We start from the raw sequence: 20860 nt of genomic DNA on the forward strand, positions 1-20860 counted from the left end.
CCGGATGTCGTGGATGGGGCTGGAGGGTGGCATTTATTGAGACTGCATGGAGGAGGGCATGAGGTACAACCCCGATGTTCACCACCGCCGTTCGATCCGCCTGAAGGGATACGATTACGCTACGGCGGGGGCGTATTTCGTTACCGTGTGCATTCAGGGACGGGAATGTCTTTTGGGTAAGATATCCGGCGGAAAGATGGTTTTGAATGATGCAGGGGCCATGGTCGATGAATTTTGGCAGAAATTAACAGAAAAATTTCCTAATTCCCGATTGGATCAATATTCCATCATGCCCAACCATTTTCACGGGATCATATGGATCGGTGGGGCGCCCCCGTGTGTGCACCCTGCCGAAGACGGAAAAGACCCCGTAGGGGCGGACCCGCGTGTCCGCCCGGATGTCGGTTTTATTTCATATGATAAAGCCGGTGATGCGGGTCAGGGCGGACACATGGGCATGGGGCAGGGCGGACACATGGGTCCGCCCCTACGGGGTATTGTGCAATGGTTCAAAACCATGACCACCAACGCCTATATTCGTGCCGTTAAAAACCACGCCTGGCCACCATTCGCCGGACGACTGTGGCAGCGCAATTACTACGAACGCGTCATCCGCAACGACGATGAATTGGACCGTGCCCGCAGATATATTGAAAACAATCCGGCCCGATCGCAGACGGACCGGGAAAGCCCGGCCAATCATTCGTAGGGGCGGACCCACGTGTCCGCCCTGGTTTGTGTCCGCCCTGGTTTGGACCTAACCAATTTTTAGGCCTGTGTGACGTATTCTGTCGCAAGGGGTGGGTAGAATTGTGGCGGAGGTTGAAACGGAAGGCGGACCATTTTGCATGTAGTTGGTGTTCTTGGCAGTTGGTTCGGGGGCATACAGTGTGCCCGAGCTAAGATAAAATGCCGGAGCATTAATCTTATTTGCTTACGGCTGCTTTGGTGGTGATGTCGAACCATGTGTACGGCATTATCGCTATTGCGAAAGCTTGGTCAAGCGACGGGATAAGGACGGTTCTCAGACGCATATTTAGTAAAACAGGAAACCCCCCGGCTTTGCCGGGGGACCTCCAAAGTTTGACAGTTCCGGGAGTAAATGAAAGCCTCCCCTCTGTGAACCGCTCAAAGTTCTCAGAGAAGGAGGCTTTCGATGAACCAAACCCAAAGCCTAAGTCATTCGGTTTGGGACTGCAAGTACCATGTTGTATGGATACCCAAATATCGCCGGAAGGTTCTGTATGGTCGGATTCGGCAGAACCTTGGGGAGGTCATACGAGAATTGGCTCGGCAACGCGCGAGCCAAATATTGGCAGGCCATTTGTGCTCTGATCATGTCCATGTGTATATCTCGGTCCCGCCGAAATATGCGGTTGCTCAGGTCGTAGGGTACATAAAGGGCAAGAGCGCAATACATATTGCCAGGACATTTGCAGGCCGTGCACGGAACTTCACCGGAGAAAACTTCTGGGCATGGGGATATTTCGTCTCAACCGTAGGGCGAGACGAAGAGATAATCCACAATTATATTCGGCACCTGGAACACGAAGACCGCCGTTTGGATCAATTGAAACTGCTCAGCTAGCCGCCTTCAGGCGGCCCATGGTTTGAGCTTACCGCTTTGAGCGGTTCACCTATAAAGTCCCCGGTTTGACCGGGGGATACTTACAGGATTTATACATGCCTTGTTGACGATATTGGCGACGGCGGAATTGGTTTATACAGCTGAAAGAGTCTCTTATGTCAAAATACTATGCTCACTCAACCGGATCGAAACACAAAGAGGATTGGCAATCTCTTGAAGAGCACCTTCGAAATGTTGCCGACCGGGCTCGAAGTTTTTCATCGGTTTTTGGCGCAGAAAAGTGGGGAGAATTGTCCGGTTTTTTGCATGATGCCGGCAAGGCCTCGGCGGCTTTCCAGCGCAGGTTGGAGGGGCAGCAGGTTAAGGTTGATCATTCAACCTTTGGCGCACGCCTGGCCAGCGAAAAATGCGGACTTCTCTGGCCGATCCTGGCCTATGCCCTTGCCGGGCACCATGGGGGCATGCCGGATGGCGGCGCACAGGAAGGGCAACTGCATTTCCGTCTGAAGCATGGCAAGGTGCCGGAGGATGTCGAGCTACTCTCGGAAATACCGCCTCTTCATGAATTGCCGCCGCCATTCAGACCCGCCAAAGACCGGGGCGGCTTCAGCCTGTCGTTTTTCTCCCGCATGCTTTTCTCCTGTCTGGTCGATGCTGATTTTCTGGATACCGAGGCCTTTTGCGATCCTGACAAAGCCCGGCTTCGGCCGGTAGTCGCAGCCAACCGGTTGTTTCTTGATCTTAAGCAACGGCTCGACAAACATCTTGCTGAAAAGGCCCTCACAGCCGCTCCCACTCCCGTCAACAAATGGCGTCAGACCGTTTTGACCCAATGTCGGGAAAAAGCCAAACTAGCCCCGGGATTTTTCTCCCTCACTGTTCCTACCGGCGGTGGCAAAACCTGTTCCTCCCTGGCTTTTGCTCTCGAACACCTTGTTCAAAACAAGGAAGATTTCGGCTTGCGCCGAATCGTCTACGCGATCCCGTTCACCTCTATCATCGAACAGAATGCCAAAGTGTTCCAGGACGTCCTCGGACGCGAGCACGTTCTGGAGCATCATTGTAACTACAAGGAAAGCGACGTTCCGGAAGATCATACCTACAACCGCATGCGGGGTCTATCGGCTGAGAACTGGGATGCGCCCGTAGTTGTCACCACCAATGTTCAGTTTTTCGAATCTTTTTTCAGCAACAAACCTTCCCGGTGCCGAAAATTACACAATGTTGCCAAAAGTGTTATTGTTCTTGACGAGGCCCAGGCGATTCCCACCGAGTATCTTGAGCCATGTCTTGCGGCTCTGAGTGAACTGGTGGAGCATTACGGCTGTACGGTCTTACTCTGCACGGCCACTCAACCTGCGCTGGATGACAAAAGCAGCTTGCGCATGGCTCTGCCGAGCGTAACCGAGATTGTCGATGACCCCACCCGGCTTTACCAGGAGCTTTCGCGGACGGAGGTCGAGTTCATCGGCAAGCTTTCGAATGAAGCTCTGGCAGAGCGCCTGGGGGCGGAAAATCGGGTGCTTTGTATCCTTCCCACCAAACCTCAAACCAGGGCCGTGTTTGAACTGCTTCGCGGCATGGAGGGTATTTTTCATCTGTCGACCAACATGTATCCGGAGCACCGCAGGCAGGTACTGGGCGAGATTCGCAACCGGCTGAAAGAGGGGAAGCCCTGTCGGGTCATCTCGACCTCTCTAGTGGAGGCCGGGGTCGATCTTGACTTTCCCGTTGTCTATCGAGCCATGGCCGGCCTGGATTCCATTGCCCAGGCGGCCGGCCGATGCAACCGCGAGGGAAAGATGGAGGGTAAGGGAAAAGTCTTCGTTTTCGAAACCGAACAACTCCCGTCCATGCCCTGGCTCAAGCGCTGTATGTCGCGTGCCGCCGAAACGCTGAGAACATTGCCGGAAGCCGATCCTCTGGGACTCGAGGCCATGCGCAGGTATTTCGAGCTGCTTTATGATGTTCAGGAATTGGACAAGAAACAGATCATGGCGCGCTTGAACGTTTTGACCAGGGACCTCTATTTCCCCTTCGCGGAGGTCGCCGGGGATTTCCGCTTCATCGAAGATGAAAGTATCGGGATCATCATTCCGGAGGGGCCCGAGGCGGAAAAACTCGTCCAGGAATTACGGTTTACGGAATTCCCCCGGGCAACTATCCGGAAGCTGCAGCAATTTAGTGTCTCGGTAAGAACCAGGGAGTTTGCCGCCCTTGATGCCGCCGGAGCCCTGGAGATGGTTCGCGGGGAATTTCCGGTTCTGGGTAATTTGGCTGCCTACCGGAAGGATGTCGGTCTGTGTGTTTCGGAGGGGGAGGTTTGGGATCCCGAAAATTTGATTTTTTAATCTTGCTTGTGCTAACTTTCTTCTATGAATATTTTTGATTGACTTAACCTTCTTTCTGTTTTAGGGTTAATGAATCAGAAAGGAGGGTGCTATGCGCATTCGAGCTCGAGTTAAATTTTTCGGCAGAGAGTTTCTGAGTTTTGAAATTGTGCTGGAGCCCCCATAGGTGGCCTGATTTTTGTCACCCCAATACGGGGTGTGGGTTGAAACATAGAGGAAAGGAAGCAAAAGAAAAGTAGGGTAAAATTCGGGCCGCCTTCCTGGCGGCCCGCGACTCTCATTTCTAGGAGGAGCCTATGGCGTATGGCATCAAGCTGCGGGTCTGGGGGGATTATGCCTGTTTTACCCGCCCCGAAATGAAGGTTGAGCGCGTCTCCTACGACGTGATGACCCCGTCGGCGGCACGGGGGATTCTGGAGGCCATCCACTGGAAGCCCGCCATCCGCTGGGTGATCGACAAGATCCACGTTCTGCGCCCCATCAAATTCGACAACGTTCGTCGCAACGAAGTCAGTTCCAAGATCCCCAAACCGAATCCCACCACCGCCATGCGGGACAAAAAGCCTCTCTACTTTCTGGTTGATGATGGGGGTAACCGCCAACAGCGGGCCTCAACCCTGCTGCGCGATGTCGAGTATGTGATCGAGGCCCATTTTGAAATGACCGACAAAGCCGGCGCGGAGGACAACGAGGGGAAGCATCTCGACATCTTCCGGAGGCGAGCCGGAAAAGGGCAGTTCTTTCATCAGCCCTCCCTGGGATGCCGGGAATTTCCGGCGTCCTTCGAGCTGATCGAGGACGATGTGCCGTCATCCTGTTATGCCGGACAATCCAGAGATCTGGGCTACATGCTGCTCGATATCGACTTCGGCAACGGCATGACCCCGCTCTTTTTCCGGGCCACCATGGAGAACGGCATCATTTCCCCGCCGTCGCCCCTATCCATGGAGGTTTGCTCATGATCCTGCACGCTCTCAACGGCTACTACGAACGGATGCTAGATACCCCCGATTCGGGAATGCCTTCTTTCGGTACCAGTATCGAAAACATCTCTTTTGCCCTGGTGCTTGCCGAAGACGGCACCTTGCGAGGGGTTGAGGATCTGCGGGAGCCGGATGGCAAAAAATTGCGGCCTCGAAGAATGCTGGTTCCGGCAGCAGAAAAGAAAGCGAGCGGCATCAAGGCCAATTTCCTCTGGGATGCGACAAGTTATGTGCTAGGTCTGGACGATAAGGGCAAACAGGAGAGAACCGACCGGTGCCATGCGACATTTATCGAGTTGGTGAAAACGTATTGCGATGGCTCCGATCCCGGGCTCAAAGCCGTAATCGCCTTTTTGGATGGGGGCTGGGGAAAGGACCTGGCCTTGCGTGAGGATTGGCCCGAGATCTGTGGCAACAACCTGGTCTTTCGACTTGATGGCGTTCCGGGCTTTATCCATGAGCGCCCTGCTGCCCGAAAGGCCCTGGAGACCTGTCTTGCCGTCCGAGGAGAAGAGGAATTGGGGCAATGTCTGGTCTCCGGGCTTGATCACCAACCTATCGCCCGCCTCCATCCTTCAATCAAGGGGGTGAGAAATGCCCAATCTTCAGGAGCATCCATCGTCTCCTTCAACCTTTCCGCCTTCGGGTCCTACGGCAAGGAACAGTCTTTTAACGCCCCGGTTAGCCAGAAATCCGCGTTCGCTTATACCACTGCTCTCAATGCCTTACTTTCCAGGAACAGTCGCCAGAATATCACCATCGGCGATGCGACTTACGTTTTCTGGGCCGCCTGCAACAATCCGGTGGAGACCATTTTTGCCGATTTGTTCGATCCGCCTGCCGAAGATGCGGAAAAAGCTGCTGCCTTACAGGACGACCAGCAGACAACTGGCCAGATCCGCGATTTGCTTAAGGCGATCCGGGACGGCAAAAAAGCTACCGATTTCCTTCCCGGCCTTGATGAAGAAGTACAGTTTTTCATCTTGGGCCTGGCGCCCAATGCCGCTCGACTGTCGATCCGTTTTTGGGAGGCCAGCAGCCTGGGAACGCTGCTGGAGCGCGTTGGAAAGCACTACGAGCAAATGAACATCGTTCGGCAGTTCGACAGCGAGCCGGAATTCCCGCCCTTGTGGAGACTGCTTTGTCAAACCGCCAGTCTCGGCAAGCCGGAAAATATCTCACCCGTTCTGGCCGGCGGCATGGCTCGCGCCGTCCTGACCGGCTCCCTCTATCCCCAGAATCTGTTGCCCGTTGTGCTGGAACGCATTCGTGCCGAGCATAACGTCACCTATTTTCGCGCCGCGCTGCTTAAAGCCTATCTGCGACGCAATAGACGTATGGAGGTTTCCGTGTCTCTCGATCTCAATCGGACCGACCGGCCCTATCTGCTGGGACGGCTTTTCGCCGTGCTGGAAAAAGCCCAGGAAGAAGCGATTCCCGGTGCAAGCGCCACCATCAAAGACCGCTATCTGGCATCCGCGGCGGCCACACCGGGTCAAGTATTCCACATGCTGCTGAAAAACTCGGCCAATCACATTGCCAAACTGAAAAAAGACCCGGAAAAGAAGGGGCGGGCGTTTCATTACGACGTCATGACCCAGGAGATCATTTCCGGATTCTCCGATTATCCCAAAACCATGAAGGCCGAGGAACAGGGGCTCTTCATGATCGGTTACTACCACCAACGCAAAGATTTCTATACCAAGAAAAATCAGGAGGGATGACCATGACCGCAATTGCCAATCGCTATGAATTCGCTCTGTTGTTCGATGTCCAGAACGGCAACCCCAACGGCGATCCGGATGCCGGCAACATGCCGCGTTTCGATCCCGAGACCGGTCATGGGCTGGTGACGGACGTCTGTCTGAAACGCAAGATCCGCAACCATGTGGCACTGGCGAAAGAGGGTGCTGTGGGCTTCAAGATATATATCCAGGAAAAGGCGGTTCTTAACCAGACTCATGAGTTCGCTTATAAAGAGCTTAATTTAATCCCTGAAACCAAGAAGTTGCCGAAGAAGATCGAGGACGCCCAGAAGGTTACCGGCTGGATGTGTGCGAACTTTTTCGATATCCGCAGCTTTGGTGCGGTCATGACTACCGAGGTCAATTGCGGTCAGGTGCGCGGCCCGGTGCAGATGGCTTTCGCCAAGAGCGTCGAGCCGATCGTATCGCAGGAGGTCAGCATCACCCGCATGGCAGTGACCAACGAAAAAGATCTCGAGAAAGAGCGGACCATGGGGCGCAAGCATATCGTCCCTTACGGTCTTTATGTTGCTCAGGGATTTGTCTCCGCGCCGCTGGCGGAGAAGACCGGTTTCAGTGAAGAGGATCTGGAGTTGCTCTGGAATGCGCTGATCAACATGTTCGAGCATGACCGCTCTGCCGCCCGGGGGATGATGAGCAGCCAGAAGCTGTATGTCTTCAAACATAAGGACAAGCTCGGCAACGCCCCCGCCCACAAGCTCTTCGACCTGATCGACATCCAGCGCAAGGCAGATTCCGAAGGTCCGGCACGTTCTTTCAAGGACTACACGGTGACGGTAGGCAACCCTCCTGCTGGGGTCGAAATCATCGAAATGTTGTAGAAGACCAGCCTCCATGGCGTCACGCCGACTCGTTTCGGCTGGTGACGCCATGGAGGGTCCGAAGAGCCGCAACAAGTCGGAGAGAAATGGGATGAACAGCGCCAACGAAAAGAAGCTGGCAAAGCGTGCGACGGAGTTGGGCAACAGCGCCGATCCAAAGGCATTTCCTGAGTTGGCGCAGTTGGTCGTTTCGAAATCGCCTCAGGTCCGGAGGCTTGCGGCTTCGGCCATCGGCAAACTGGCCGGCATTGTCCCTGCCACTGCCGCCGTCGATGCACTTCATTCTCTCCTGCGGGATGAACATCCGCAGGTGCGGCAATATTCAGCCAAGGCGCTGGGGGCCTTTGGTGTCGCTGCGAAAGCGGCTCTGCCGGATCTTCGTGATCTGTACAGCAATCCGGTGGAGCGCGACTATGTGAAGCGGAGTGTTCTGGCGGCGGGCAAGCTGATCCGTGCGGCGGTCGATATCGCCGAGAGGCAGGTGATCCACTACTGCCAGCGCTGCGGGGTGAAGCTCGAGCCGGACGAATACGTCCGCAGTCAAAAAGCCTTTCAGCGCTCTTTCTGCAACTACTGTTTCGATGAGGTGTTTCTGGAGCGGCGCAACTTCGAAACCAAGGTCCAATTGCAGAAAAACATCCGGGCTAAAGACGGCACCTGGGTGCAATCTGATGGCGAGCGCATAATCTGCGAAATCCTGGCTGCGGAAAAGATCCATTACCGCTATGACGAACGCTTCCGCATTCTTGACGGCTACGCCATCCGGCCGGATTTTTACCTGCCGGAATTTGACGTTTATATCGAATATTGGGGCATGGACACCGCCGATTACAAGATCGGCATGCTCAAAAAGCAACAACTCTACCAGCAGCAGGGCAAGCGGCTCATCTCCCTCTACCCTGATGATAAGCCGCTGATGAGCGAGGTTCTGCTGGATAAGCTGGCAAAATTCACGTGAGCCGATCGGAAGGATGGTTCGATGTACGCTGAGTCCGAATACATCATGCTCTCGGCCCTGCAGCACTACCTGTTCTGCCCGCGTCAGTGCGCCCTGATCCACCTCGAGCAGGTCTGGGCAGAAAATCGGTTCACGGCCGAAGGACGGGTGCTACATGAACGAACGGACAGCGGGCTTTCGCAAAAACAGGGGAAGATTAGCACCGTGCGGGCCCTGCCGATACGGTCCGGGCGGCTCGGTTTGAGCGGACAGGCCGACGTGGTGGAATTTCATGAAGACGGCGGAGTTTTCCCAGTGGAATACAAGCGCGGCAGGCCCAAAAAGGACCGTTGCGATGCGGTACAGCTCTGTGCCCAGGCGCTCTGCTTGGAAGAGATGCTGAAGGTAGAAATTCCGGAGGGAGCGCTGTTTTACGGACAGAGCCGGCGCCGTCATCCTGTTGTTTTCGATGACGAACTCAGGCGGTTGACGAATAAGACCGTTGCCCAAGTGCACGATTTGCTGGACCGCCGGGCAACGCCAATGGCTGTCTATTCCAAAAAATGCGACCAATGCTCGCTGTATTCTGCCTGCCTGCCGAAAAGCTGCACCGCCGGTCGGTCGGTCAGAAAATACCTGGCGGGAATGCTGAGGGGGAGCGATGAGAAAGATGCTCAACACGCTTTACGTGACGACTCAGGGAGCCTATTTGAACAAGGAGGGTGAAACGGTCGTCGTCAACATTGAGCGGGAAACCCGACTTCGTCTGCCGATCCACACCCTCGGCTCTATCGTCTGTTTCGGCCAGGTGACCTGCAGCCCCTTTCTGCTGGGGCACTGCGCAGAGAACAACGTGTCGGTCAGCTTTATGACCGGCTACGGGAAGTTTCTGGCCAGGGTGCAGGGGCCGGTGGCCGGCAATGTTCTGCTTCGCCGGGAGCAATACCGTCAGGCGGACGATCTGAAAGCCTCGGCGCGGTTGGCGCGGATGTTCGTGCTAGGCAAGGTAGCCAACTGTCGCACGGTACTGGGCCGGGCCATGCGGGATCATGCCGGAAAAATCGATTCTTCCGGCATGGAAGGCATTGTCAGGCAGTTTTCCAGGATCGCCCGGAAACTGCTTCGTGAGGAGGATTTGGACAATATCCGCGGTATCGAGGGAAGGGCGGCCAACGATTATTTTGCCCTCTTCAATGATCTGATTGTGTCGCAGAAAGAGGATTTCATCTTTGCCGGCCGCAACCGTCGACCGCCGCTTGACAAAGTGAACTGCCTGCTTTCCTTCCTCTATTCGCTGCTCTACCACGATGCGCGCTCCGCCCTCGAAACGGTGGGTCTCGATCCTGCCGTTGGCTTTCTGCACAGGGATCGCCCGGGCCGCCTGGGTCTGGCCCTGGATCTGATGGAGGAATTCCGTCCCGTGCTGGGGGATCGTCTGGCGTTGTCCCTGATCAATCTCGGGCAGGCCCGGAAGAAAGGATTCACGGTCACTGAGTCGGGAGCGGTGATCATGGATGACGACACACGGAAGACATTGCTCACGGAATATCAGAAACGGAAGCAGATCGAGATCGAGCATCCGTTTCTCAAAGAAAAGATGCCTCTCGGCATGCTGATGTTCGCCCAGGCGCAATTGCTCAGCCGGTATTTGCGCGGCGATCTGGATGAATATCCTCCATTTATCTGGAGGTGAAGAGATGATGGTTCTGGTAAGTTACGATGTGGCGACATCCGACCCGGCCGGCCCCAAGCGCCTGCGCAGGGTCGCAAAAATCTGCACCAACCATGGCCAACGTGTGCAGTTTTCCGTCTTCGAGTGCATTGTCGATCCGGCGCAGTGGGTTGCAATGCGGCAGCAGTTGATAAAGGCCATTGATGAGACGCAGGACAGCCTGCGGTTTTATTTTCTCGGTGCCAATTGGCGGAAGAGGGTTGAGCACGTCGGCGCAAAAGAAACCATTGACCAAGAGGGGCCGCTGATACTTTAGCGAACCCCAAGCGGTTCAGGAAAAACGGGCAGGTTCGCGGGCTTTTCAAGTGATTGTTCTTATACGATAAAAAAGGTTTGGATGTTGCGTAGGGAGCAATTGGCTATCATTCTTTTCTCGGGTTCGCGGAGTAAGAGGAAATATTCTTTTTGAAGTAATGGTTTACAGTAGTGCTGTCGCCCCCCGCGCGGGGGCGTGGATTGAAACGAGAAACCTGGGGCGAGTTGAAATGGGACACCGAGTCGCCCCCCGCGCGGGGGCGTGGATTGAAACACCGAAACCCTCGAAAACGGCCTCATCGCCCACGGTCGCCCCCCGCGCGGGGGCGTGGATTGAAACGCTTACTTTTTCGACGAGGACTGTCCCAATAGAGCACGTCGCCCCCCGCGCGGGGGCGTGGATTGAAACCTCATCAACGGCGAATGGCAGCCAATCAAGACAGCGTCGCCCCCCGCGCGGGGGCGTGGATTGAAACAATGCTGGTCGGGTTCGCGAAGGAACTGCACGAGTCGCCCCCCGCGCGGGGGCGTGGATTGAAACAAGGGTATGGCATTTCGGTGGTACACCGCTATTGGGTCGCCCCCCGCGCGGGGGCGTGGATTGAAACTCGAAGAACTGGCGCGGCTCACCCCGCCGCAGACCGTCGCCCCCCGCGCGGGGGCGTGGATTGAAACGTCGAGGTGGCACTGCCCGGCGAACAGCAACAGGTCGCCCCCCGCGCGGGGGCGTGGATTGAAACAGCTGGGGAGCCAGTATCGTCGGCAAGACCGTCGAAGTCGCCCCCCGCGCGGGGGCGTGGATTGAAACCCTCCGCTGTGTGTGCCTGCGCACGGTGCGCGTTGGGTCGCCCCCCGCGCGGGGGCGTGGATTGAAACAACGGACTCAACATCTCCCAACTCGGCGGCACCGTCGCCCCCCGCGCGGGGGCGTGGATTGAAACTCATTTTTCCAGGCCCTGGACCTGACGTCGAGCAGTCGCCCCCCGCGCGGGGGCGTGGATTGAAACGCCGCGAGCTGGAGGCCATGGGCTACGAACTGCGGGTCGCCCCCCGCGCGGGGGCGTGGATTGAAACAGGTCCCGCACCCATCCATCCTCGGTAATCAGGTGTCGCCCCCCGCGCGGGGGCGTGGATTGAAACACCATCCGCTTCGGTGGCGGCGGGTCGGAGATTTCGTCGCCCCCCGCGCGGGGGCGTGGATTGAAACTCAGTTGGAGGTGATTGTCGCCGATATGGATTTGGGTCGCCCCCCGCGCGGGGGCGTGGATTGAAACATTGTCAGCCCCGTTACAGTGCAGGCTGATAAAGCGTCGCCCCCCGCGCGGGGGCGTGGATTGAAACGCCGGGCCATTGTCGGGCCGTCGCGGAGTTGGAGTCGCCCCCCGCGCGGGGGCGTGGATTGAAACCCATCGACATCACGGCAGCGGTGCGTGCGGTGGGTCGCCCCCCGCGCGGGGGCGTGGATTGAAACCTGGGAATGGCCGGGCATGGGCGCGGAAGCGCCGGTCGCCCCCCGCGCGGGGGCGTGGATTGAAACTCGTTTCTGCCACCGAAGATAACAACTGGGCCAAGTCGCCCCCCGCGCGGGGGCGTGGATTGAAACCCATGCGCCCCGATACGGTCATCCGCTGGCTCGCGTCGCCCCCCGCGCGGGGGCGTGGATTGAAACTACACCGCCGATTTGCGGGTGCTCGACTGCCTGCGTCGCCCCCCGCGCGGGGGCGTGGATTGAAACACCGTGGCCTTGGGCAAAGCCTACAGCATGGGCTTCAGTCGCCCCCCGCGCGGGGGCGTGGATTGAAACCTCCCACAATTAAACCCGTTGTTGTTGAATCTAGTCGCCCCCCGCGCGGGGGCGTGGATTGAAACATCATTCCCTCCCTTAGTCATCGGCACCATTGCCTGTCGCCCCCCGCGCGGGGGCGTGGATTGAAACGTCTCGGATTACTTTTACATGCTTTTTCATCATGTCGCCCCCCGCGCGGGGGCGTGGATTGAAACTAGGCTATTTGATCATGTGAGACATAGAGCGGTTAGTCGCCCCCCGCGCGGGGGCGTGGATTGAAACTAGGCTATTTGATCATGTGAGACATAGAGCGGTTGTCGCCCCCCGCGCGGGGGCGTGGATTGAAACATCTACATCAGGCAATTGAGAATAAACCCGAATAGCGTCGCCCCCCGCGCGGGGGCGTGGATTGAAACTTTTGTTCGCGTGTTGTTCGGCCAAAAATTCGATGTCGCCCCCCGCGCGGGGGCGTGGATTGAAACCCGGCTATGTAAGCCCGCTCAACAGAGCGCAGCGCGTCGCCCCCCGCGCGGGGGCGTGGATTGAAACCGAATCTCAGCCCACGGCCCAGGCGATTCATAACCGTCGCCCCCCGCGCGGGGGCGTGGATTGAAACGAAACAAGGCGATTATCCACTTCAATCTGTTGGAGTCGCCCCCCGCGCGGGGGCGTGGATTGAAACATCGCATGGCTGGAACGTCATCACAAATTGCTCAAGTCGCCCCCCGCGCGGGGGCGTGGATTGAAACAGGAAAGGAAAATCAAAATGAAAAATCAGATTACTGTCGCCCCCCGCGCGGGGGCGTGGATTGAAACACTGCGTTCGGCGGTAAAACGGATGTTGCCGGCGGTCGCCCCCCGCGCGGGGGCGTGGATTGAAACCCAGGGCCTCGACAAAATCACCGGTGCGCTCTAGTCGCCCCCCGCGCGGGGGCGTGGATTGAAACTGCAGCAGATGCGCGAGGCTGTCGGCCGGCCCCTGTGTCGCCCCCCGCGCGGGGGCGTGGATTGAAACGTACACGTTTCCACTGGTGCATATATCACCAAGCGTCGCCCCCCGCGCGGGGGCGTGGATTGAAACCCCTACGGCTACCTGACGCCCCTGGAAACGGAGTCGCCCCCCGCGCGGGGGCGTGGATTGAAACTCCATTGGCTGTCTCAGCTGGACCCTGAGACCATAAGTCGCCCCCCGCGCGGGGGCGTGGATTGAAACACAGTTTCACCCAGAGCTGGAGGCCATGGGGTACGTCGCCCCCCGCGCGGGGGCGTGGATTGAAACTCGGCGCCTCGTTGGTCGTGGTCCCGTGCCCGGGTCGCCCCCCGCGCGGGGGCGTGGATTGAAACCGACAGCCATGCTGACCGTGCCCTCCTATGTTCCGTCGCCCCCCGCGCGGGGGCGTGGATTGAAACGCGTCGGTAAACTCGATGATGCCCCGGCGCGTGGTGTCGCCCCCCGCGCGGGGGCGTGGATTGAAACTCTGTTGGCACGGAGGGCAGCGGCGCGGACATCGTCGCCCCCCGCGCGGGGGCGTGGATTGAAACACATAGTCGGGGACACCTGCGGGGAACTCCCTGTGTCGCCCCCCGCGCGGGGGCGTGGATTGAAACCCGCACTTGCCGGCCGTCATCCCTGCGGCCCCCTCGTCGCCCCCCGCGCGGGGGCGTGGATTGAAACGGGCAATGGGTGGCCGCCGCCGGCAACGAGAACGTCGCCCCCCGCGCGGGGGCGTGGATTGAAACTGTCGCGCCAGACGTTGTCCCAGGTTTTCTGGGGTCGCCCCCCGCGCGGGGGCGTGGATTGAAACAAGAGTCATTGCGGGTTTATTGGCAACAACAACGGTCGCCCCCCGCGCGGGGGCGTGGATTGAAACATTAAGGCGCGCATGGTCGGCCCGGAGGACGTCGTCGCCCCCCGCGCGGGGGCGTGGATTGAAACCGATAAAATCCACCGCCCAGATTCTGGATGAAGGTCGCCCCCCGCGCGGGGGCGTGGATTGAAACCGTACTAAACATCAAGTCGGTGGACGACCGCGACGTCGCCCCCCGCGCGGGGGCGTGGATTGAAACGGCACCGGCAACATCCCTTCCCTGCGCCGGGTGCCGTCGCCCCCCGCGCGGGGGCGTGGATTGAAACTAGGAGCGTTGCACTAGGAAAAGCCTGTCCGACGTCGCCCCCCGCGCGGGGGCGTGGATTGAAACTTTGCCGATGGTGTTATTACTTATTTGCTGTTTTGTCGCCCCCCGCGCGGGGGCGTGGATTGAAACCCGACGCAATGCCCCTCGGCGACAGCTTCGGCGGTCGCCCCCCGCGCGGGGGCGTGGATTGAAACGATCCCGATCGGCGGTGGCACTATTTTGACGCGTGTCGCCCCCCGCGCGGGGGCGTGGATTGAAACACCACGATCATCCTGGCGTTGGCCCTGGTACCGGGTCGCCCCCCGCGCGGGGGCGTGGATTGAAACATGTCAGCTCCCGTGATAGCGCAGCACGTCGAGGGGTCGCCCCCCGCGCGGGGGCGTGGATTGAAACAGCGACCTGGCGGCGCGCATCGTGCGCCAGTTCACGTCGCCCCCCGCGCGGGGGCGTGGATTGAAACGCATCGACTATCGCGGCTGGGGCACCGGCTGGGCCGTCGCCCCCCGCGCGGGGGCGTGGATTGAAACCCCAATCGTCGCTGCGGGGTACAAAGTGCACCGGGTCGCCCCCCGCGCGGGGGCGTGGATTGAAACGTGCATCTGGATGTCTCCGAAACCCTGCCGCAGCGTCGCCCCCCGCGCGGGGGCGTGGATTGAAACTCCTATCCGGTCGTGTTCAACATCGTCACGCAGCAGGTCGCCCCCCGCGCGGGGGCGTGGATTGAAACACTGTATTTCGCGGCGGGGAAAATCGGGGATATTATCGTCGCCCCCCGCGCGGGGGCGTGGATTGAAACAAGTTCGAAGCTGAAAAATTCGGGGTCGATGTCGGGTCGCCCCCCGCGCGGGGGCGTGGATTGAAACTCCCACCAGGAGCGCGGCGCCAGGGCCAGCAGGGTCGCCCCCCGCGCGGGGGCGTGGATTGAAACAAAGCGAGGTGAGGGAATGAGCGTAAGTATTTTGGTCGCCCCCCGCGCGGGGGCGTGGATTGAAACCCGGCAGAGGCGGCGCAGATGCGAAAGGGGGAGAAGTCGCCCCCCGCGCGGGGGCGTGGATTGAAACTCCAAGCTCGTGAAGCGCTTGGCGGTGACCTTTGTCGCCCCCCGCGCGGGGGCGTGGATTGAAACACCACCGTGGCCACCGATTTCTGCCAGCATTGCGGTCGCCCCCCGCGCGGGGGCGTGGATTGAAACCATGAGCGCCCTGCATCGCTACAGCCCGCAGGATGTCGCCCCCCGCGCGGGGGCGTGGATTGAAACACAGCAGGAGAGGACTCGCACGAACAACCATACGTCGCCCCCCGCGCGGGGGCGTGGATTGAAACTTGGCGCGATCGGCGGCGGCGCCGTAGTGGTAAGTCGCCCCCCGCGCGGGGGCGTGGATTGAAACGTCGAGGCCGACCGGGTGTGCAACCCCGACGGCGTCGCCCCCCGCGCGGGGGCGTGGATTGAAACGTCAAAAACGCCACCGGCAACCCAACCATCAGCAGTCGCCCCCCGCGCGGGGGCGTGGATTGAAACATATTATCGGACAAGACGACATTATCGACCAGCCGTCGCCCCCCGCGCGGGGGCGTGGATTGAAACACCCAGTAACCGTTGAGGGCTGGACCTCTGGGCCGTCGCCCCCCGCGCGGGGGCGTGGATTGAAACACCGCCAGCTATAGCGCTTCTCGCGCCGCCCTGCGTCGCCCCCCGCGCGGGGGCGTGGATTGAAACGCTAGACTCAATTGCAGCCCAGAACGCCTCAAGGTCGCCCCCCGCGCGGGGGCGTGGATTGAAACAATATCCGATTAGATTACTGATTGTAATATGCCGTCGCCCCCCGCGCGGGGGCGTGGATTGAAACCTCTCCCACAATCAAGCCCGCCGAATCAAAACCCGTCGCCCCCCGCGCGGGGGCGTGGATTGAAACATGCCAGCCGATCAGGATTGCCAAAACACAATGTCGCCCCCCGCGCGGGGGCGTGGATTGAAACATATAAAGCATAAGCCTTTCATTTTCAGACATGGTCGCCCCCCGCGCGGGGGCGTGGATTGAAACGATGAATTCCGATCCTTTGTCAGAATCAAAATCGTCGCCCCCCGCGCGGGGGCGTGGATTGAAACAATAAACTCTGATCCTTTGTCAGAATCAAAATCAGTCGCCCCCCGCGCGGGGGCGTGGATTGAAACGATTGATTGCAATTTGGACGCCAGATGGATCTGGTCGCCCCCCGCGCGGGGGCGTGGATTGAAACCGATACCAGTCGTTTTGGTATCGGAAAACCAAAAGGTCGCCCCCCGCGCGGGGGCGTGGATTGAAACATCTATACTCCTATTGAGAGTAACCTGAATACTGAGTCGCCCCCCGCGCGGGGGCGTGGATTGAAACCTTGATTGACTGATTGAATTGATTGAATTGATTGGTCGCCCCCCGCGCGGGGGCGTGGATTGAAACTCCATTTGTGCCGCTGATTTTCCCATATCGTTGCGTCGCCCCCCGCGCGGGGGCGTGGATTGAAACACGGCAACGGCCCCAAAAAGCCTTGAGATCAGCGTGTCGCCCCCCGCGCGGGGGCGTGGATTGAAACGCAAAGCCGAAAAACCCGCTATTAAATCATCGGAGTCGCCCCCCGCGCGGGGGCGTGGATTGAAACATGTTGGCACCTCCAAACTCTATTATAGCACTTTAGTCGCCCCCCGCGCGGGGGCGTGGATTGAAACACCTTGGGTACACGCGGGTACACATTCGGGCACGTCGCCCCCCGCGCGGGGGCGTGGATTGAAACTTTTCCGGTTGTGTCACAGGTGCAGGGGAGCATGGGTCGCCCCCCGCGCGGGGGCGTGGATTGAAACCAGGCCCCGGAAGCTGCGCCCCCTGCGGAGGAAGTGTCGCCCCCCGCGCGGGGGCGTGGATTGAAACACCTTGACTTTTTCAATCATGCGGCCTCCAGGTGTCGCCCCCCGCGCGGGGGCGTGGATTGAAACTTCCACTTCCACCGCGTCCAACACTTCGGCTGTGCTGTCGCCCCCCGCGCGGGGGCGTGGATTGAAACACCGCGAGCGTAATTCAGGCGCACCTCGCGCACGGTCGCCCCCCGCGCGGGGGCGTGGATTGAAACTGCATGAACATCATCGGATCGACCTGCATCCGAGTCGCCCCCCGCGCGGGGGCGTGGATTGAAACGCCGAAATCGACGCGCACAAGGCCGTCTGTGACGTCGCCCCCCGCGCGGGGGCGTGGATTGAAACTCCCCGAATTCTTTCTTGGCAAACTCTCGAGCAGTCGCCCCCCGCGCGGGGGCGTGGATTGAAACAACTACCGCAAGGCCAAGGCCGAGCAGGATTTGGGTCGCCCCCCGCGTGGGGGCGTGGATTGAAATTTTTTATCCCGCAATCATGATGACCGTTTCCATCGGTCGCACCTTGTGCGGAAGATTGGATTGAAACCCAGTAATTTACCTGCGCTTGGTTTGTCAATATTCGAGGCCATCACCAATCTTCTCCCCGCATGCCTCCTTCGGCCAGGATTTTTTCGAAACCGGGATCGAGTTTGGAGCATTCACGGGCCAGTCTGTTGCGGGTTATGCCTGCCAGTTTCTCCTGAAGAGCCTCTTCAATCATTTGGTTGCGACTCGGCCATATATTTCTGGCCACCAGCTGATCGACCTCCTCCAGAATTCTTTTGTCAAGAGTGACGGCAATTTTGATTTTTGGCATGTTCGTCCCTCATGTCGGAAGGAGTTTCATCGTGGTGTGGAGTAGGGATGACGATAGGTCATACCTAAGTGGCTGTCAACAGGAACCCATAACAACATTAACCGTCAAAAGGAGCTGGTGCTAGCGGCAGAGAACAGAGGCTCCCAGATGTGGAAGAATATAAGCGTAATTGAATCGGGCCATCCACCTCTGCCGGTGTTCCTTCCTCAGGCGGGGAAAAACCTCCATTTCTATCCCCTCCCATCACTAGAACAAGCATGCCCAACCATTCCCACGGGAGAATATAGATCGTAGGGGCGGACCCATGTGTCCGCCCTGATCTGTATCATGCCCGCCCTGATCTGTATCATGCCCGCCCTGATCTGTATCATGCCCGCCTAAATTATTGGCGTTCAATTCAAAGTCAGGGCGGACACGCGGGTCCGCCCCTACGGGGCATTATAACCACCAGTGCGAACATCCGTGCCGTCAAAACAGACCGCTGGCCACCATTCGCCGGACGGTTGTGGCAGCGCAATGATGACGAACGCATCATCCGCAATGACGATGAATTGGACCGTGCCCGCAGATATATTGAAAACAATCCGGCCCGGTCGGAGACGGACCGGGAAAACCCGGCCAATCATTCGTAGGGGCGGACCCACGTGTGCGCCCTGCCCGTGACGGAAATGACCCCGTAGGGGCGGACCCACGTGTCCGCCCTGACCCACGTGTCCGCCCTGACCATCTACCCATTTCCTTTTCTCTGTATTTGTTGTAATTTGCGCGACGAATAACGCAAGTTTGGGGACCGGAAATCAACCACGGCACCGCCGGATCACGCAAAGCGAGGAAAAACAATGGCCATCGATATGGCTCTGGTAAACACCCTGGAACGCTGCGCCGATATTGAAAAGGCCATGGCGGAAATGTATGAGTTCTTCGCGGCGTTGTGTCCCGACCAGCCGGAGCTGGCCGGGCTGTTTCGGAAAACGGCGGCCGAAGAAATCAACCATGAAGCTCAAATCAGGCTCGCGGCCAAGCGGTTCGTGCCGCTGATCCGGGATTTGAAAATTACCGCCCGGGAAGTGGAGCGGCATCTGACCTATGTGCGCGACATTATGGCCAAAATGCGCCAGGATCCGCCCGATTGCCGGCGTGCGCTGGAAATTTCCCTTCACTGCGAAACCATATTTTGCCAGTTTCATCTCGACACCGCTGCGACCTTCAAGGACAAATCCTGCTCCAGTCTCTTCGAGGCCATGATGGCCGCTGATCGGCAGCATGTCGAGATGCTCCAAAAATCCTTGGCGGCTCTGCCCGCAACCTGTTCAGATGGACATGGCGGCGCTCGCCCGGATGATGGCCGGGTATTGAACCGGCTTTCCTGAACACGCCTTTTGGATTGGGGTGCGCAGCCTGCTTCCCGGTTTTCTCCGGCCGGGATATTCCCTTCCAAAACCAGCGCAAATGGTTGACATTTTGCGGCGCCGCAGTGTATGAGAAAGGGGTTTTATTCACCCCTATGCCAAGGACGGAGGCGCGACGGCAAACCATGATCAAGATCGATTTCGATAAGATGGGTGGTCTGATTCCCGCGGTGATTCAGGATTACCAGACCAACGAAGTGCTGATGGTGGCCTTTTTCGATGAAAAAGCCCTCAACCTGACCCTGGAAACCGGCAAGACCTGGTTTTTCAGCCGCAGCCGCAACAAATACTGGATGAAGGGCGAACAGTCCGGCAACACCCAGGATGTCATGGAGGTGCTGACCGACTGCGATGCCGACACGGTGGTCATCAAGGTGCGCCAGAACGGCGGCGCCGCCTGCCATACGGGCAATCGCACCTGTTTTTACGTGCGCTGGGAGGACGGCCAGTGGGTGGAACACTCCGAACCGCTGTTCGATCCGGACGAGGTGTACAAGAAATGAGTCAGCTACTCAAACTCGGCATCCCCAAGGGCAGCCTGGAAAACGCCACCGTGGAACTGTTTCGCCAGGCGGGCTGGACCATCCGCCTGTCGTCGCGCAACTACTTTCCGGCCATTGACGACGAGGAGATGGCCTGCAGCCTGATCCGCAGCCAGGAGATGAGCAAGTACGTCGAGCGCGGCACCATCGATGTCGGCATCGCCGGTCGCGACTGGGTGATGGAAAACGACAGCGACGTGGAGATCATCAGCGATCTGGTCTATTCCAAGGTTTCCCGGCGGCCGGCCCGCTGGGTGCTGGTGGTGACCCAGGATTCGCCGGTGCAGAAGCCGGAGGATCTGGCCGGCAAGACCATTTCCACGGAACTGGTCGGTTTTACCCGCCGCTATTTCGCCGAGCGCAACGTGCCGGTGGAGGTGGAGTTCTCCTGGGGAGCGACGGAGGCCAAGGTGGTGGAGGGGCTGTGCGACGCCATCGTCGAGGTGACGGAGACCGGTTCGACCATCAAGGCCAACGGTCTGCGCATCGTCGAGACCCTGATGGAGTCCACCCCGGTGGTGCTGGTCAACCGCCAGGCCTGGCAGGATCCCTGGAAGCGACGCAAGATCGAACAGCTCAATACCCTGTTGCAGGCGGCCCTGCGGGCCGAGAAGATGGTTGGCCTGAAGATGAACGCGCCCCATGAGCGGGTCGAAGCGATTACCGGCATCCTGCCGAGTCTCAACCGCCCGACGGTGGCGCATCTCTACCAGTCGGACTGGGTGTCCATCGAGACCGTACTGCACGAAGGCGAGGTACGCCGCATCGTGCCGGAGCTGGTGAAACTCGGCGCCCAGGGCATTATCGAATATCCCCTCAGCAAGATCATCTGAGGGAGGAAAGGAAAGGGCAGC

Annotated in this window: 14 protein-coding genes and 1 CRISPR repeat array; of the genes, 13 read left to right on the top strand and 1 reads right to left on the bottom strand. The window is 58.9% G+C overall.

Translation table 11 applies throughout. The features are described 5' to 3' along the window. The first annotated feature begins 58 nt into the window (after window positions 1-58). From JQN68_RS11345 to cas2, 10 genes are all read left to right on the top strand, one after another. Window positions 59-709: a transposase gene (locus JQN68_RS11345; RefSeq protein WP_225073391.1), complete on the top strand. Its 651-nt coding sequence runs from the start codon at window positions 59-61 to the stop codon at window positions 707-709. A gap of 447 nt (window positions 710-1156) precedes the next feature. After that, the gene (tnpA, locus tag JQN68_RS11350; protein WP_225073390.1) at window positions 1157-1588 is read left to right on the top strand and encodes an IS200/IS605 family transposase; all 432 of its coding nucleotides are present in this window, start codon (window positions 1157-1159) and stop codon (window positions 1586-1588) included. Window positions 1589-1743: 155 nt separating this feature from the next. Next, window positions 1744-3939, top strand: a complete 2196-nt coding sequence (cas3, locus tag JQN68_RS11355) for a CRISPR-associated helicase Cas3' (protein WP_225073389.1) — start codon at window positions 1744-1746, stop codon at window positions 3937-3939. Window positions 3940-4235: 296 nt separating this feature from the next. Further along, complete coding sequence (cas5c, locus tag JQN68_RS11360; protein WP_225073388.1) at window positions 4236-4901, top strand: type I-C CRISPR-associated protein Cas5c; 666 nt, start codon at window positions 4236-4238, stop codon at window positions 4899-4901. Next, entirely contained in the window at window positions 4898-6646 is a 1749-nt protein-coding gene (cas8c, locus tag JQN68_RS11365) for a type I-C CRISPR-associated protein Cas8c/Csd1 (RefSeq protein WP_225073387.1), read from the top strand. The genes cas5c and cas8c overlap by 4 nt, the downstream gene beginning before the upstream one ends. A gap of 2 nt (window positions 6647-6648) precedes the next feature. Then, a complete protein-coding gene (cas7c, locus tag JQN68_RS11370) occupies window positions 6649-7509 on the top strand; it encodes a type I-C CRISPR-associated protein Cas7/Csd2 (RefSeq protein WP_225073386.1) in 861 nt (286 codons plus the stop codon). 91 nt (window positions 7510-7600) lie between these two features. Continuing rightward, on the top strand, window positions 7601-8467 hold the full coding sequence (locus tag JQN68_RS11375) for a HEAT repeat domain-containing protein (RefSeq protein ID WP_225073385.1): 867 nt from the start codon (window positions 7601-7603) through the stop codon (window positions 8465-8467). A gap of 21 nt (window positions 8468-8488) precedes the next feature. Continuing rightward, window positions 8489-9172, top strand: a complete 684-nt coding sequence (gene cas4, locus JQN68_RS11380; RefSeq protein ID WP_225073384.1) for a CRISPR-associated protein Cas4 — start codon at window positions 8489-8491, stop codon at window positions 9170-9172. Then, complete coding sequence (gene cas1c / locus JQN68_RS11385) at window positions 9108-10139, top strand: type I-C CRISPR-associated endonuclease Cas1c (RefSeq protein ID WP_349632317.1); 1032 nt, start codon at window positions 9108-9110, stop codon at window positions 10137-10139. The genes cas4 and cas1c overlap by 65 nt, the downstream gene beginning before the upstream one ends. A gap of 4 nt (window positions 10140-10143) precedes the next feature. Next, a complete protein-coding gene (gene cas2 / locus JQN68_RS11390) occupies window positions 10144-10434 on the top strand; it encodes a CRISPR-associated endonuclease Cas2 (RefSeq protein WP_225073860.1) in 291 nt (96 codons plus the stop codon). 175 nt (window positions 10435-10609) lie between these two features. Next, window positions 10610-17718: direct repeats of the CRISPR family, unit length 32 nt; unit sequence GTCGCCCCCCGCGCGGGGGCGTGGATTGAAAC. Window positions 17719-17827: 109 nt separating this feature from the next. Here the strand turns inward: cas2 and JQN68_RS11395 are convergent. Beyond that, complete coding sequence (locus JQN68_RS11395; RefSeq protein ID WP_249621196.1) at window positions 17828-18055, bottom strand: ribbon-helix-helix domain-containing protein; 228 nt, start codon at window positions 18053-18055, stop codon at window positions 17828-17830. 839 nt (window positions 18056-18894) lie between these two features. On the opposite strand from JQN68_RS11395, the gene JQN68_RS11400 reads away from it, so the two are divergent. The 3 genes from JQN68_RS11400 to hisG all read left to right on the top strand — a co-directional run bounded on the left by JQN68_RS11400 (window position 18895) and on the right by hisG (window position 20839). Continuing rightward, window positions 18895-19425, top strand: coding sequence for a ferritin family protein (locus tag JQN68_RS11400; protein ID WP_225072405.1), 531 nt, complete (start codon window positions 18895-18897; stop codon window positions 19423-19425). A gap of 134 nt (window positions 19426-19559) precedes the next feature. Next, a complete protein-coding gene (gene hisI, locus JQN68_RS11405; protein ID WP_225072404.1) occupies window positions 19560-19967 on the top strand; it encodes a phosphoribosyl-AMP cyclohydrolase in 408 nt (135 codons plus the stop codon). After that, on the top strand, window positions 19964-20839 hold the full coding sequence (gene hisG, locus JQN68_RS11410) for an ATP phosphoribosyltransferase (RefSeq protein WP_225072403.1): 876 nt from the start codon (window positions 19964-19966) through the stop codon (window positions 20837-20839). The genes hisI and hisG overlap by 4 nt, the downstream gene beginning before the upstream one ends. The last annotated feature ends 21 nt before the right edge of the window (window positions 20840-20860 follow it).

Source organism: Desulfuromonas sp. CSMB_57 (genome assembly GCF_020194955.2).
In the GTDB taxonomy this organism is placed as follows: Bacteria; Desulfobacterota; Desulfuromonadia; order Desulfuromonadales; family Syntrophotaleaceae; genus JAFCIY02.